Origin of the sequence: Fulvivirga sp. (assembly GCF_040220315.1) — a bacterium.
GTDB lineage: Bacteria > Bacteroidota > Bacteroidia > Cytophagales > Cyclobacteriaceae > Fulvivirga.
On record NZ_JAVJUY010000256.1, the window covers coordinates 14857 to 31770 of the forward strand.

The 16914-nt window shown below is 38.3% G+C and carries 8 protein-coding genes; 3 read left to right on the forward strand and 5 right to left on the reverse strand.

Features of this window, described 5'->3' with window-relative positions; genetic code table 11:
* Positions 1–72: 72 nt before the first annotated feature.
* The 5 genes from RLO81_RS12390 to alaS all read right to left on the reverse strand — a co-directional run bounded on the left by RLO81_RS12390 (position 73) and on the right by alaS (position 14573).
* Positions 73–6969 (reverse strand): lamin tail domain-containing protein, encoded by a 6897-nt coding sequence (locus RLO81_RS12390; protein ID WP_350111954.1) that lies wholly within the window; start codon positions 6967–6969, stop codon positions 73–75.
* A gap of 123 nt (positions 6970–7092) precedes the next feature.
* Positions 7093–9237, reverse strand: coding sequence for an endonuclease (locus tag RLO81_RS12395; RefSeq protein ID WP_350111956.1), 2145 nt, complete (start codon positions 9235–9237; stop codon positions 7093–7095).
* Between the two features lie 88 nt (positions 9238–9325).
* Entirely contained in the window at positions 9326–10468 is a 1143-nt protein-coding gene (locus RLO81_RS12400; RefSeq protein ID WP_350111958.1) for a redoxin domain-containing protein, read from the reverse strand.
* A gap of 30 nt (positions 10469–10498) precedes the next feature.
* Entirely contained in the window at positions 10499–11950 is a 1452-nt protein-coding gene (gene gatB, locus RLO81_RS12405) for an Asp-tRNA(Asn)/Glu-tRNA(Gln) amidotransferase subunit GatB (protein ID WP_350111960.1), read from the reverse strand.
* 7 nt (positions 11951–11957) lie between these two features.
* Positions 11958–14573, reverse strand: coding sequence for an alanine--tRNA ligase (alaS, locus tag RLO81_RS12410; RefSeq protein WP_350111962.1), 2616 nt, complete (start codon positions 14571–14573; stop codon positions 11958–11960).
* Between the two features lie 162 nt (positions 14574–14735).
* Between alaS and RLO81_RS12415 the strand changes: the two genes are divergently transcribed.
* The 3 genes from RLO81_RS12415 to RLO81_RS12425 all read left to right on the forward strand — a co-directional run.
* Positions 14736–15722: a M23 family metallopeptidase gene (locus RLO81_RS12415; protein ID WP_350111964.1), complete on the forward strand. Its 987-nt coding sequence runs from the start codon at positions 14736–14738 to the stop codon at positions 15720–15722.
* Positions 15723–15751: 29 nt separating this feature from the next.
* Positions 15752–16726 carry a M23 family metallopeptidase gene (locus RLO81_RS12420; RefSeq protein ID WP_350111966.1) on the forward strand — a complete coding sequence of 325 codons (975 nt, stop codon included), beginning with the start codon at positions 15752–15754 and terminating at the stop codon, positions 16724–16726.
* 3 nt (positions 16727–16729) lie between these two features.
* The coding region (locus tag RLO81_RS12425; protein ID WP_350111968.1) for a hypothetical protein at positions 16730–16914 on the forward strand (185 nt) is incomplete at its 3' end.

Below are 16914 nucleotides of genomic sequence, written 5' to 3' on the forward strand. Positions count from 1 at the left end.
TTTTGGAAAGTAAGTTACAAAAAAACCCTGACGACAATCGCCAGGGTTTCTGTTTTATAGTGTCTGAACTATTTACCTAATCACTATTCTGTGATTGATAACAGTATCAGCGTTTGAAACTTGAAGTATGTAAATACCATTATTCAAATTAGAAACATTCATTTCCGATATAGAACCAATTGCTCCACTTCTAACAATTTTACCAGTAAGGCTCAATAGGTTAATCTCGCCAGCCCCAAATGATTCAGGGATATTGATAAGAAGAACGTCTTGTGCTGGGTTAGGATATACTGCAATACCGTACTGAGATAATTCATCCAAACCAGTTGTGGGGTCTACACCGTTACCGCTAACAGCCAGGTTTTGAGACTCAAACCCCGTTGACGAGTGAACCAAATTGCCACTTACTGAACCAATAATAGTTGGCACAAACTTCACATATACAGTTGCTGTTTCACCATTAATAGCTGTAGCAGGGATATTCAATGGTGTAGTTGAATTACCAAACGTATTAAATCCTTCGTCTAACGCGATCACAAAACCTTCAGGTACAGATACGATCATATCATCTGTTAAGTCGGAAGCAATAAGTGTGTAAGTAGATATTTCTGATTCTTCACCAACGAAGACATCACCAAAATCTAATGAAGTTTCGCTGATGGTTAGGCCTGGAACTACTTCTTCTGGATTAATATCTGATTCTTGATAAACAAGAATTTGATATCCTTCTGTGTACGGAGAGGTATTATCAAATTGACCACCTATACCAACTAATGTTATTCCTGTAGTTTCAGAACCAAATACCTCCTCATAAGTCATCAAATGCAGATCTCCGTCATCTTCGATTCTTAAGACTCCAGAAGAATTTCCTCCATTAAATGTTATATCAAGATTAAATCCTGAATCTGAATAAGAAGGACCCCCAGCCCATTGCTCGCTATCAACAATGGTAACGTCATCTATTTGAATAAGTTCTTGCTCAGTAGTTTCATCTAAACTAGTTACTGATGTTGGGGAAACTCTGCTATTACCGGTTGATAACACTTCAACTACAGTAATATTATCTAACTGTGTTGTACCATTAAAGAAACCAACAGTACCCGTTATTTCAACTTCATCGCCTTCGGTTAATGTTTCCGTTGTAATGCTCCCAGATGTTTCTCTAAGCACAAGTCCACCAGTTCCATCATTTATAGCAATCTGAAAACCAGTCGTTCTACTATTAAACCCTAGTAACGTTCCTTGAATAGTTACAACATTACCAAGTGCTATTGGATTACCATTTGCATCCACAGGCCTTAAAGATGAAATAGGGGTAATATCAGCATTCCCTATTTCAGTTGCTGAAACTGCCACATTCTGCGTTAACGCACCAGAAGATATTAAGGACACGTTGCCACTCTTTAATCCATTAAATCCTGAAGAAGCATTGAATCTTACAAAAACAGTAACCGCTGATACAGTTCCTCCGACTTCATTTAATTCCAAAGACTGGCTAAATGCACTATCATCTAATGATACTTCAAATGAAGAAGGAGCTGTAACAAGAATATTTTCGTTCAAGTCCGTGCCAGATACACTAAAACTCTGGGAAGAAGATACTTCACCATTTAACACTTCACCAAAATCATTCACTGTACCTGATACAGTAATCACTGGAGAAATAACTCCATCAATTGCATGAAAACCTAAGTTACTTATATCATCTTCAGCTAAAACTGTCCATTCTGAATTCTCAGGTGTCGTACCAAAAGAACCAAGTGGAATGGGGTTCCCTGCTGTTATACTAGATTTTCTAATCAAGGTAAAGTTAGCTGTTGCACCGCCATTTGTTACTCCACTTCCACCAGCAACATCCCAAGCTGATCCAGGATCAACTCCTACTTCTCCAAATTCATCAATTACAGCATCCTCCTTATAAAGTCTCAATGCGTCATCACCATTATAAAAAGTGATCTCTGATGTTATGTCAGCTATATCCAAAATAGATTGCATTGCATCCGGATTGGCAATAACTACAATACCACCTGCCGCCAATGTAGGGCTTATATCAGCTAACTCTATGGTATCTGATGCTGTAGTTGAACCATTATTCCATCTCACAATCTTGTAAAGACTTAAATCGGCAGTAGCACCAGAATTATTGTAAATTTCTATAGCCTTATTGCTGCTTGATCCTTCAATATACTCAGAGATGAATAAATCACTTGCTAAAGCCGCATTACCAGTTTCAGTCCCAGATACAGCAATCACCTCACTAGAAGTGCCTGAAGTGGATATGGTAATACTTCCTGATTTAAAACTATTAAAGCCTGATGTAGGAGTAAACCTCGTAAAAATGGTAGTAGTTGATACAATACCTCCAGCCTGCGTTAAAGTAACTGCATTTGAAAATGAAGCGTCATCTGTTGATACCTCAAAATTAGTAGTTGCAGTAATAGTAATGTCTTCTGTTAGATCTGCACCTTCAACTGTAAATGATTGTGACGTAGACGAACTACCATTATCAACAGAGCCAAAGTCAGTTAAAGATTCAGTAACAGTTAAAGAAGGTGAAGTAACTCCATCAATCACATGGAATCCTAAATTGCTGAAATCATCCTGAGCAAAAACAGTCCATTCTGAATCAGTTGGATTTGTTCCAAAGGACCCCAATGGTACTGGATTACCGGCCATTATGCTCGATTTACGTACTAACGTGAATTCTGCTGTAGCTCCGCCATTTGTTACGCCAGAACCTCCGGCAACATCCCACGCAGAACCTGGATCTACACCTACTTCTCCAAATTCATCAATCAGTTGATCTTCTTTGTATAACCTTAGTGCATCGTCACCATTGTAAAAGGTAATTTCAGAAGTGATATCTGCTACATTCAAAATATCAGTACTTGCACTTGGATTGGCAATAACTATAAGATCACCTGCCGCTAGTGTGGCTCCTACATCTGCTAATTCTAATGTATCAGAAGCTGTGGTTGAGCCATTGTTATATCTAACTATTCTGTACAGGGATAAATCTGCAACTGCGCCTGAATTATTATAAATCTCAAGCGCCTTATTACTGCTAGATCCTTCAATATATTCTGAGATAAACAGGTCGCTTACTGGCGCAGCATTACCTGTTTCAGTTCCTGAAACTGCCACTGTTTCATTTGCAGTACCTGTTGTAGATATAGTTAGTTCATCCGACTTAACACTATTAAAACCTGAGACTGGGGTAAATCTTACAAATACCGTAGTGGTAGAAACAGTACCTCCTGATTCAGTTAGAATTACAGAACCTGAGAAAGCAACATCATCAGTAGAAACTTCAAAATTTGTTGGAGCAGTAATGGTAATGTCATCCGTTAAATTAGCACCTGCCACAGTAAATGACTGTGATGCAGAAGAGTTTCCATTATCCACAGAACCAAAGTCAGTTAGAGATTCTACGATTGTTATACTTGGCGGAGTTATTGAAAGTTCAGCATTGGTTACTGTTACATCATCAACAGTCCATCTGGCCGCACCATCAGAAGGGTTTGAATAATACACAAAAGCAATGTATCTCTCGCTACCTGCAAACGATGATAAATCAACTCCTGCTGTTTCTGTCCATACATCAGAGCCCACAGTTGGTAAGGTAGGCGATAAATCAGTCCATGTAGCTAAAGTTGGGTCACCAGTTCCAGAATAGTCGCTTGAAACTTTCACTTCAATAGGTAATCCTGAAAATGCTACTCTAGACCAGAATGTTAATGAAGAAATAGATGTGATTTCTAATGAAGGTGAAATTAACCAATCTTCGTTATCTTGAGCACCACTATTAAAACCACTCATCTGAGCACCATCACCAGTATTCCCAAAAGTTGTGCATGCCCACACTTCAGCACCAATTACACTTTGTGCATTCCAGCCATTAAGATCAACACAACTGCTAAAATCTTCCGTATATGGAGCACCATTACCTGTTTCAGTACCTGTTAAAGCGATAATCTCGTCAGTTGCCCCGCTAGTAGAAATAACCAAATCTCCTCCTTGTACCGAATTAGAACCAGATGAAGGAGCAAATCTTACAAAAACTGTAGTTGTTGTTACTGTACCTCCCGATTGAGTTAAAGTAATAGAGTTAGAGAAAGTAACATCATCAGTTGAAACCTCAAAATAAGTAGGTGCAGTCACTTCAATATCAGTTGTTAAACCTGATCCTTCCACTGTAAATGACTGTGAAGCACTTGTATTTCCATTATCAACGCTACCAAAATCAGTAATTGACTCAACAACTGTCAAAACAGCATTTGTAGAAGTTGTATTGTTACCAATTGCCGGAGCAGTAAAGTTAAAACAGTTCCCTGATGCGTTATATTCAAAAACTGCAACATGGTAGGTTGTGCCTTGTGTTAATCCCGTTACAGTAACATTTTCATCTGTAGAGGCGCCATCAAATACGACTATGTTTCCTGATCCTAAATCAACAATTGCATCCGAAAATATTGAGGTTGCAGTTGAATAATCACTACCTGAAACTGGAGCTAAATCTACAGCGCTTCCCTCTTTCATTACTACTAAAGCCTTATCCCCATCACCGCGAGTCCAATTAATATTCATTGAAGATTCATCTGTCGTCCCGAAATTTACTGCTGAAGTCTGAATTGAAGGTGCAGAACATACAGTATGTGAACCAATGTCTGAAACATCATCTTGATCTAATATTATCCATTCTGTATCCAATGCAGAAGATCCAAAAGAAGATAAGTTTACACTGTTTCCTGTACTAACTCCTGGCTTTCTAACCAATGTTTTGTTTGCTGTAGCTCCAGAAACACCACCCACTGTCCATGAAGAACCAGGGTCATTCCCTATATCACCAAACACGACTATTAGTACTCCATTTTGCAACAAACCCAAGGCATCATCACCATTGTAGAAGGTTATGCTACTTGTAATATCACTTTCAGAGATTATTTCAGCAAGTGATGAACTTGCATTAGATATTACTAATACTTCTCCGTCAGCCAATGTCGGCTGAATATCAGATAGGGTCAAATTATTTCCAATAGTGGCTGATCCATTCGCATAAAGACCAACGACAAATTCTGAAAGATCAATTGTTCCTCCAGATCCATTATAAATTTCTACAGCTTTATTATTACCACCACCTTCAATATATTCTGAAATAAATACACCTGAAACTGGTTCAAACACTTCAATAGTAGCAGATGTTGTTGTGATTGTCGCACCATCAGTTGCGTCAATTGTAATACTTTCTGCAACATCGTATTGTAAGTCAGACCAAGTAAATACGCCATCTGTCATCGCCAACGCTCCAAGTCCTACGCTACCTGACGTTAAATTACCCGTTCCAGCATTTCTGCTAATTGTCACATTTCTTGCACTTAAATCCGCATTTCCATTAGCATCTACAGCTGTTACAGTTAACTCAAAATCTGAACTTACTTGCACACTACTATTAACGTCAAAGCTAAAATCAGTAGCTTCAACTTCAACAGTCTGTAAATTTGAAGTAATAGCTGAAGACAATGTTGTTACAAACGTTGAACCACTTGCATCAGCTCCAAAGCTGTGATTTGTTGGAATTTCAAACTCCAAAACATCTTGATCGGTAACAGACGTAGCTAACCAAATTTGAAGTGTAATTTCCTGAGAGGAGTTATTAGCAACTGAATATTCATTACCTGCTAAATCAAAAGTAATATCTGTTGCATTGATAGTTACACCTGTTACTGTAATATCAGTACCATCACTCAATTTTGCACCTTCAATAACGCCTGACCAATCGGCTGATGTAGTATTAGCACCACGTTCAATAACTATAGAATTAACTAAGGTAGGCTGTGCGTCACCGGAATTGGAGTCAGTTATTGTAAACGTAAACACGTTTACTGCATCACCTGATGCATTTGCTACAGAAGATACAGTACCGGCAGCCACTTGAGAAACGGGTGCCGTGATATCTGAATCCGTATCTAAGGAAGTAGTTGTTGATTGGTTTCCAATTAGACCAGGTATTAAATAACAAACGTCTGTTGTATTGTATTCATAAACAGCAAAATGATAATCTGTTCCCTGAGTTAATCCTGTGAGGGAAACAGCATCTGCATCACCTATATAAACTACAAAATTTCCTGTACCAATTTCCTCACCAGTACTAAATACTGAATTGGCTATATAAGTTGTTCCACTTACAGGATCTTCATCTACTGCACTACCTTCTTTAGCCAATACAATTGCACCGGCATCTCCGTCACCACCAGTCCAACTTAAGTCCATACTATTATTTGTAACAGAAGCGAACATTAACGTTGAAGCTTGAGATGATGGTGCAGTACATGGAGGGGTACCATTTATTTCCCCAGGTGTTGGAGTCTGATTTACAAATGTTGTACTACCATCAAACTCTCTTGACATAGAAAGACCGTCAGAATCTGTAGTTGACTCTTCTGATCCAATTAAAGTTGAAGTAGTATTAGTCGTTTCAAAATCAGTATCAGAATTACCGTTATATACAAACTTGATATGCTGGTCATTGACAGGGTCAAATAGTATAACTACATCAGAGCCATTACTTAAAGACATTGATCCAGAGGCAACAACTACTACATCTCCCGGGATATTGGCAATATCTCCTCCAGCAGAAATTCCAGAAATGACAACAGCATATCCTCCTGCTGGTATTGTTGCACTCGCAAAAACATGCTCAGCGAAAGTATTTCCAGTCCAAATCTCCCATCCTGTAATATCAATTGGACTACCAGATAAATTGTGTAATTCTATAAATTCATCATTGGTGTCAAAAGTTCCACTGCCATCAGTGTCAAAATTATTAGCACCATTAGGGTCGGCCAATACTTCATTAATTATAATTCCTCCACCCAATTGGCTGGTGGTCTGACCGAAAACATTTAACCCTGCAAAAAACAGCAAGAGAATGCATGTAATAAGTTTAATTGAATCGTAAAATTTTATCATAGTGGTTTAATTAGTTGCGGAACAATGTTTTTACAAAGAGCAAAAACGGTTGCAATTTAAACCATTCCCATGTAATATCGAAATACTATAAGGTTACTAAAATGTTAAGAAGCTTTCAACGTATTATTCAATGACTATCAGGCTGGATGTTACGCGTTTAGCTGTACTTAACCTAAGTATGTAAACACCTGATAATAAGTTACTTACATCAATATCTGTCTTATTATTTTGTGAACCAGTGATGATAGTTTTACCTGATAAATTTAGAATTGAATACTCAAATTCTGTGGCTTCTATTTGAATATTAAGTACGTCTGTAGCTGGATTTGGGTATGTAAGGAATGAATGACTTTGTTCACTTTCTACTGTATTAATAACTTCACCTTCAATAAATAGAGTAATGCTGCTATTCGTACCTATTGAATAACTGTTATCTGAAGATGAATTAAGAACAAACCCCATAGATTTTACTGAAGCTTCTGCAAAAAGATTGCTATTAGTAACCTTAAAATCAAACGCTGCGGTTGTTACACCTGACTCCCAGGTTAATTCTACGATACCATTTGTAATGGAAGGTGTGGTCATGAAATCAGATGATGCCATATTAACCACACTATTTTGACTAATAGTTACACTCATATCTTGTGCTGGAGCGACATCTGAAAAAAGTTTTACTTCATAGGTATTGTTATCACGTACAATAAGTTGGTTAAAATTGAAGTTAATTTCTGGTGTAGCAGGTGCGTCTGCTTCTTCTGTTCCTGATACATTAATCACCTGCTCGGCAAGACCTGCACTTGTGTGGGATACTGTTCCTTCAATTAAAGCATTCGTATTAGCAGCAGGTTTGAATCGAACGAATATCACCTGATCAGCAATAGAACCTGATTCTGGAATTATATTCAGCGAATTACCATAATTCTGATCTGCATTCTCTAAACTAATCTCAAAGCTGTTTGAACTTGTGATAACTAAGTCTGCAGTGAGGTCATTAGCATTGATTGTATAAGATTGAGCTGTGGAAGCACTTTCAAACGCTATTGTTCCAAATTCTAAATTGGTCTTAGATAAACTGATTGATGGTGGCGGAACATCAGATTGTTCTGCAGCAGATACATTAATAGTTACATCTGAGGCACCAGTAGAAGAATGAACAATTTGCCCGTTAACAACACCATTAATCTCAGATGTTGGATTAAATCTAACGAATATGGTTTTATTGGTGATTGAACCACTCGTAGGTGTTATAGAAATAGCCTTAGTATAGTCAGCATCATTATCTACTTCGGCTATTTGAAAGTTATCTGAAACTGTAATTTCCAGGTTAGCCGTAAGGTCTGATCCGGAAAATGCATATGATTGTGTGGTTGAAACATTACCGAAGGCAACTGTCCCGAAATCTGTCAAGTTTTCATCGACAGATATTGAAGGTGTTGGGCTTGCACCTCCACAATCACTTTGCCAGATACATGCTACATATTCAGGGTGATCAATAAACGGGTTTCTGTTACCTTGGTAATCATAAATAGCATCGTTTCTATCTATTTCCTTTTGACTCACTGGGTCATTTGAATGCCACTCAATTAACATATTAAGAGCCCAGGTTTCATACACCTGATCTGTTGTGCCATTTAACATTGCATTACCGTCATCATCATTGAATTCCCAACCATCGATTAGGTCTTCATATCTTGTAGCCATATAAAAATAGCCCCTGGCAATATCACCCTTATACTCATCAATAGGTTCGAATACTATCCCAGCGTATCCAGGGTAAATATTGGACCCCAATTTTGATCCATTGCCTGACGTATATGTTGGATTAGAAACTTCTCCATATGCAAAGTTACCTCTAACACTATTTACTTTTTTATCAGTTGGTAAAACATGGAAAGGGTCGTTGCGCATTATGCCAGATCCACCAAACCAACTTTGAGGAAATGTATGTTCTCGGTTAAATTTATCACACTCGACTGTTCCACCAGAACCCTCATCCTGATCACCACCACCTTCTGATGCTTTTCCAAATTCAAAGTCACAATCAGCATAAATATCCCATACCTTACCGTCAGCTCTCACATCTGAAATTTCATATAAACTCCAAAGCGCATTATAACCCTGATCATTATGGTCATCAATGATATTATGAAGTGCCGTTTTTAAAGAATAACCAGTCAAACCTTCAGCATCATTATAATAGCCTGCAGGGATTTGGGCATATGCTGAAAACGAGAATAGAAAGAGAAAGAGGTGAATGCAATTCTTCATTAGTAGTGGTTTACTCAAATCAAACTGCAAACTTAACTATTTCTTGAATCTTAAATATGAGGGAATATTATTAAATTATGAAGTGAGGCTACCCCTCCCCAAAAATCTCTTCCAACTTCTGCTCTAACGCTCTGCCTCTTAAATTCTTACCAATAATTCTACCTTCCGGGTCAAGCAATAGTGCAAATGGAATGGCCGTTATATTGTACGTTTTTGCCGCTGCGCTCTGCCAATATTTTAAATCTGAAACCTGTGTCCAATGAAGTCCGTCCTGCTCAATGGCTTGTAGCCAGTCTTCTTTTTTTCTATCTAATGATACGCCATACACCTCAAAACCTTTGTCATTATATTTATTGTACATTCTCACAACATTGGGGTTTTCTTTACGGCAAGGGCCACACCACTTCGCCCAAAAATCTACCAACACATAGTTGCCTCTTAAAGAAGATAATGGCACCACCTCACCTTCTGGGTTTGGCAAGGCTATTTCAGGAGCAACCTGACCAATGGCCAATTGTTTGCTCGCTTCAACATCTGCAATAAACTGCTGGGCTACCTCCGAGTTTGGAAGCTCAGTTTTTGCTTCTTCAGCAATTTTTATAAACAAATCATAATGCTTGTCTTTATCTAACATTCGGCCTGAACGTAAAACCTCTAATACGCCCAACGTGGCTCCCGCAGAATCAACCATTGCTGCAATTTTCTTTTTGAATTCATCATCCAATGCCATGTACTCGTCTTGTACAGCGGTCATGGCTTCCAAATCATTAGTGCTTCTGGCCTGCGTAAACTTTTGATTGATCTCCTGAACCTCGGCCGAAGACTGGAATTCAGAACTCATTTCTTGCACCTTTTTAATAAAATCATGATCGGACGAGCCGGAAACCTCAGCGAACCCTGCCCTATTATTACCATCTACGCGTACGCTGATATCATCTTCGTTGAGAAGCACATTCACAAATTGAATATTGTAAAAATTCAATCGGTAATATCCAGGTTCTTCTATGTTTACTATCTTTTTAAACGAATAATTTTCGTCAAGCTGAAAGGTATCATATGGCACAGGTTGATTATTCTCGTATTTTTCAAGTGTGATTTCACCGGATTGTGGATACGACACTACCCCAGAGATGGTAATCCCCTCTACCTCCTGATTTTGGCTATTTCCATTGCCAGATGTGCATGCTGTAATAAAGAATACTACTGCTATAATTAATGATATTGCTTTCAAAACTTTTTTTTCTATGATAAACATAATGGACTAACTCAGCTTATTAATTAATAGTTCGTTGGCTATCTTCGGGTCGGCCTTTCCTTTACTCCTTTTCATTACCTCACCTACAAACATACCTAAAAGACCTTTTTTTCCACTCCTGTATGCCTTTACTTTATCAGGATACGCATCCAACACATTTACAACGATCTCCTCTATCGCTCTAACATCACTTACCTGTATCAGATTTAATTCTTTGGCTAGTGCTGCCACAGGCTTTTCTGTGTTTACCAATGCTGGTAACAATCGCTGCGAAGCAATCGAAAAACTAACCTTATTGTCTTCCACCAAAGATATCAATTCTGCCAATTTCTCTGGTGATAATTTCAATGCTGTTATATCAAGACCTTTTTCATTTAAATAGGATTTTACAGGCCCCATCAACCAATTTGAAACTGCTTTAAAATTGTGAGTGTATTTACAAACATCTTGAAAATAAACAGCAGTATTCTTGTCATCAATAAGTACATTGGCATCATACTCCGGTAAGCCGTATTCACCGATAAATTTGTTCAGTAGTTCCCAAGGCATTGCTGGCATCTGTGCCTCTATTTCGGCTAGCCATTCTTCAGAAACATGCACCGGACTCAAATCAGGGTCAGGGAAATAGCGGTAGTCATTCAATTCCTCTTTCGTACGCATACCGGTTGTAACACCCGTTTCAGCATTAAAATCACGGGTTTCTGAAGCAATCGAAACTCCTTTTTCTACAAGCCCGATTTGTCGATCAATTTCAAAATCAATGGCTTTACCCACACTTTTTATAGAGTTCATGTTTTTGATCTCCACCTTCTTTCCAAACTCGGTTGCTCCTTTTGGCATGATAGAAATGTTTGCATCACACCTAAGAGAGCCTTCTTCCATATTTCCATCACATATTTCAAGGTAACGAACCAACCTTCGAATCTCAGTCAAAAGGGCTTGCGCATTTTCAGAGGTGTGAATAACAGGTTCAGTCACAATCTCTATTAATGGCACTCCCGATCTGTTAAAATCAATCAATGAGTCCTCTTCTCCGTCTAAGTGAATTGATTTACCGGCATCTTCTTCAAGGTGAATTCGATTGAGTTGTATGGCGCGCTTTTCGCCAGTGCTCTTAGTTATAACTAATTGGCCACCAACACATACCGGAGTTCTGTCTTGGGTAATTTGATACCCTTTAGGTGAATCGGGATAGAAATAATTCTTTCTGTCAAAAATCATTTCCCGAGAAATGGTTGATTGACAGGCTAGCCCCATTTTAATCGCGTACTCTAAGGCCTTTTTATTCAATTTAGGAAGAGTACCGGGATGAGCCAGCGTTATTTCACTGATGTTTGCATTGGGTTTGTTACCAAATGCAGTAGAATCAGAATTAAATATTTTGGATTGGGTATTCAGCTGGGCGTGCACTTCCAGACCAATAATAACATCATATTTTGCTTTTACGCGATCCTCCATCTAGCAATTAGACCATTTTTAGCGCTTTCTCCACCACTCTGTCTAACCCACTAAGGTCTTTACCTCCAGCCGTAGCATAAAATGGTTGGCCACCGCCTCCACCTTTAATTTCCTGCGCCAACTCTCTGACTATATTTCCAGCATTGAGATTTTTATCCCTAATAAGTTGTTCACCAATAACCACAGATATCTGTGGTTTACCATCAATATTGGCTGCAAGCACCAAAAATAAATTGGAAAGCTCGTTTTTAAGTTCGAATGAAATCTGTTTTAAAGAATCAGCAGAAGGTAAATCTACCTTGCCTATGATTTTTACCAATCCATTTTCTTCTATTTTTGAGTCGAGTAACTCTTTCTTTAAATCACCCGCTTTGCCAGCATGTAGTTTTTGGATTTCCTTTTCGAGTTGATTTTTCTCTTCAACTAATTGCTTAATTGAAGCTTTAACATCTTTCGGAGCCTTCAGAATATTTTTTACCTCATTAATCAACTCCAACTGCTCAGTTACGTAGTCTTCAGCTTTTTTGCCTGTTATTGCCTCAATTCTACGCACACCAGCAGCAATAGAACTTTCCGATACTATTTTAAAAAAGCCGATATTGCCGGTAGCTTTAACATGTGTTCCTCCACATAATTCCACAGAATCACCAAACTTAATCACACGAACAAAGTCTCCATATTTCTCTCCAAAAAGTGCCATGGCGCCCATGTCCTTTGCTTTGCCAATGGGTGTATTCCTTGACTCTTCAAGTGAAAGGTTTTCACGAATCATTTGATTCACCATCTGCTCTACTTTCAAAATTTCTTCATCCGTCATTTTCTGGAAATGAGAGAAGTCGAATCGTAGTTCTTTTTCATTTACCAATGAGCCCTTTTGTTCTACATGGGTACCTAATACTTCACGTAGCGCATGATGCAACAAGTGTGTAGCAGTATGATTACTCATAGTTTCTGAACGCTTACTTTTATTTACAGTCGCTTTAAAGGTTGACTTAACATTAGCAGGCAGATTTTCTACAATGTGAATAATCAGATCGTTTTCCCTTTTAGTATCCAGTACTTTCAATCGTTCATTTTCAGACTCCAGATATCCATTATCACCCACCTGTCCACCACTCTCAGCATAGAACGGTGTTTTATCCAGCACTAGTTGATAAACTTCTTTGCCTTTTTGCTTAACAGTTCTATACTGTATCACTCTAGCCTCTATTGTCAAATCATCATAGCCAAGGAATTCCACTTTTTCTACCTGGTCAAGTACAGTCCAATCGCCTGTTTCCTTCACTGCATCTGCCTTCGAACGCTCTTTTTGCTTGGCCATTTCTTCATGGAAGCCCTTTTCATCAACAGATAGGCCGCTTTCTCTGGCAATTAGCGATGTTAAGTCTAACGGAAAACCAAATGTATCATACAATTCAAAAGCTGTTTTACCATTGATCACTGACTCACCCACAGATTCCATCACTTCTTTGATGGTATCTATCCTTTTTAAACCATTTTCTAAAGTCTTTAAAAATGAAGCTTCTTCCTGCTCAATAACTTTCTTAATGAAATCCTTTTGGGCACGTATTTCATTAAACACATCCCCCATCTGCTGATCTAAAATATCCACCAATTCAAAAATGATCGGTTCTTTAAAATTCAAAAATGTGAACCCATAGCGCACTGCCCTTCTCAAAATTCTCCTGATCACATATCCAGCACCAGTATTCGAAGGCAATTGGCCATCAGCCACCGCAAATGTGATGGCTCTTACATGATCTGAAATTACACGCAACGCAATATCAGTCTGTTCGCTGGTGCCATAATTTACATTGGCCTTACTTGCCAAATAATCTATGAGTGGGACAAATACATCGGTATCGTAGTTGGATCTTTTGTTCTGAATGGCCATACACAGCCTTTCAAAGCCCATTCCGGTATCTACATGCTTTGCAGGTAAATTCACTAACTCTCCAGAAGCTTTTCTATTAAACTCCATAAACACAAGGTTCCAAATTTCCACCACTTGTGGGTGATCATTGTTTACGAGTTCTTTCCCTGGCTTTGCTTTTATCTCTTCTTCTGAGCGTAAATCAATATGTATTTCCGAGCATGGCCCACAGGGGCCTTGGTCACCCATTTCCCAGAAGTTGTCTTTTTTAGAGCCATATAAAATTCTATCTTCTGGAATTATGGCCTTCCAATAATCATAAGCTTCTTGGTCAAGCCCAAGATTATCATCTTTATCCCCTTCAAAGACAGTTACATACAATCTGTCTTTCGGCAGTTTATATTCCTCAGTTAATAACTCCCATGCCCATTCAATGGCCTCTTTCTTAAAATAATCACCAAACGACCAGTTGCCCAGCATTTCAAACATCGTATGGTGGTAGGTATCCAGCCCTACTTCTTCCAAATCGTTATGCTTCCCAGAAACCCTTAGGCACTTTTGAGTATCTGCAATACGAGGATATTTCGATTTTTCATTGCCTAAAAAATAATCTTTAAACTGATTCATCCCTGCATTGGTAAACATAAGAGTTGGATCATTCTTATTTACCAGCGGAGCTGATTCCACAATTTGATGTTTCTTGTTAATGAAAAAGTTTAGAAATTTTTGTCTAACCGCCTTAGAATCCATGGATTATAAAAAAAAATGATAAATTTGCACCCGACTGTAATATTCCAAGAAAAATGAATATATTGCGTTAGTCAAACGGCTTAATTTTTAGTTTGAAAGCGCAATTTTTTAATGTTCTTGATCAAAGAGGCACAAAAGTAAGAGTTTTAGCTTAGATTTTACATGGCGCGAATAAAATATTACTACGATACCGAGACCTGCCGTTACGAGCGAGCGAAAATCACAAAATCCGATGTTATATTGAATTTTTTGGGGTTTTTGGCTGTGGCTTTAGTAATGTCTGTTACTATGGTAGTGATATATAATACCTACTTTGAAAGCCCTACCGAGGCTAAGCTAAAAAAAGAGAATAAAGAGCTGCGAAAACATTATAAAGTGCTGCAAAGCGAGCTTACCGAGGTGGAAGACGTCATTACTGCGTTGAATGAGCGTGATAATAATATCTACCGAAAAATATATGAGGCTGAACCTCTTCCCGCCAGTGTTTTAAATGCGGGACATGGTGGAGCAGTAGAATATAAAAACATAATTGAAAAAGGTTTAAGGGATACAAAGTTGGTTGCCGGTATGAGCAACCAGATAGATAAAATAAAAAGGAAGGCGAGTATAGTTAACCAATCATTTGATGAAATTATGGCGTTGGCTAAAGAAAATGAAGAACTTCTGGCTGCCATCCCGGCCATTCAGCCAATCCATAATCCTAATTACACAAAATTAGCTTCAGGGTTTGGTAATAGAATCAACCCTTTTCATAAAGCAAGAGTGAAACATGAGGGGTTGGATTATGCCGCACCCAGAGGCACAGAAGTATATGCCACTGGTAATGGCAAAGTGAAATTTGTTAAAATCAACAGTTACCTCGAAACCGGCTATGGCAATTATATTGAAATTGATCATGGTTTTGGGTATGTAACACGCTATGCACATCTAAATTCAGTAAGCGTGAACGTAGGGGATGTAATTAAAAGGGGTCAGGTTATTGGAAAAGTAGGCAGCACTGGGGGTTCCAGCGCACCACACCTGCATTATGAAGTTATTAAAAATGGAAAGAAAATAGACCCAATCAATTTTGTTATAAATGGCTTGAATAATCGAGACTATGTTAAACTAACCGAGCTTGCTGCTCGTGAAAACCAATCATTCGATTAATTTTTTAAACTAAGAATCAACAATAAATCATGGCCAAAATCAGGTACTATTATAATACAGAAACGTGCAAATACGAGCCCATCAAGGTTACGAAAGGTGCTATGTTTCTGAATATATTAGGATTCTTCACGGTTTCACTTATTATGGCCCTGGGTATTATCTATGCCTACCGAGTTAACTTCACTCCATTAAAAGAATCTGTTTTATTAGAAGCTAATACTTCACTCAAATTAGATTATGAAGTATTGAATGAAAAGTTGAAAAATGCCTACAGCCACGTTGATGAGCTTCAATTTAAGGATGATAATATTTATCGGGTAATTTTAGATACAGAACCTATTCCTGCAACAATAAGAGAAGGTGGTGTTGGTGGTCATAACAAGTATGAGAAACTGGTTGAGCAAGAATTGGAAGAACCTAAGCTCATTATCACCGCCTATCAGGATGTAGACAACTTAAAGAAAAAGTTATACATACAAAGTAAGTCTTATGATCAGATTTCAGACTTGCTTAGTGAAAAAGAGAGAATGTGGGCATCAAGGCCTGCAATACAGCCCATCAATAACAAAGAGCTAACACGACTACATACTACTTTTGGCAGAAGGTTTCATCCGATTCTTAAAAAATGGCATGAACATGAAGGGTTAGACTTTACTGCCCCTACTGGCACCCCTGTTTATGCCACAGGTGATGGTATCGTCACTGCAGCCTATAGGTCAAGCAGCTATGGCAATGTTTTATTCGTAAACCACGGTTATGGATACCAGACAAGGTATGCCCACCTCACCCAGTACATTGTTTCACGTGGTGAGAGTGTTAAGAGAGGTCAGGTAATTGGCTATGTTGGCAGCACTGGGAGATCAGAAGCACCACACTTACACTATGAAGTACTTTATAATTTCAAACCAATCAACCCCATTAATTTCTTCCAAAGAGATCTTGATAATGAGGAGTATGAGAAATTAATTGAGATTTCTCAACAAGAGACTATTCCATTGGATTAATGTATGCATTGGTCTAGTTGGATAAAAACCCTACTCTATAGTGCGTTAATTGCAGCTTCCTCCATCGGATGTAAGTCATCCATGGTATCGAAAACCAGTGTTAAATCAGATACCACATTACAGAAAATCGACTCTGCATTTGCAGTTGTACAAAAAGACACAATTGTTAAGGTAGTTGCAGTTCAAGA

Bases quoted from the DNA above. Each gene is read 5' to 3' on its own strand.
- RLO81_RS12395 (WP_350111956.1), bottom strand. From the start codon at position 9,237: ATGAAGAATTGCATTCACCTCTTTCTCTTTCTATTCTCGTTTTCAGCA.
- gatB (WP_350111960.1), bottom strand. From the start codon at position 11,950: ATGGAGGATCGCGTAAAAGCAAAATATGATGTTATTATTGGTCTGGAA.
- RLO81_RS12390 (WP_350111954.1), bottom strand. From the start codon at position 6,969: ATGATAAAATTTTACGATTCAATTAAACTTATTACATGCATTCTCTTG.
- RLO81_RS12415 (WP_350111964.1), top strand. From the start codon at position 14,736: ATGGCGCGAATAAAATATTACTACGATACCGAGACCTGCCGTTACGAG.
- RLO81_RS12420 (WP_350111966.1), top strand. From the start codon at position 15,752: ATGGCCAAAATCAGGTACTATTATAATACAGAAACGTGCAAATACGAG.
- alaS (WP_350111962.1), bottom strand. From the start codon at position 14,573: ATGGATTCTAAGGCGGTTAGACAAAAATTTCTAAACTTTTTCATTAAC.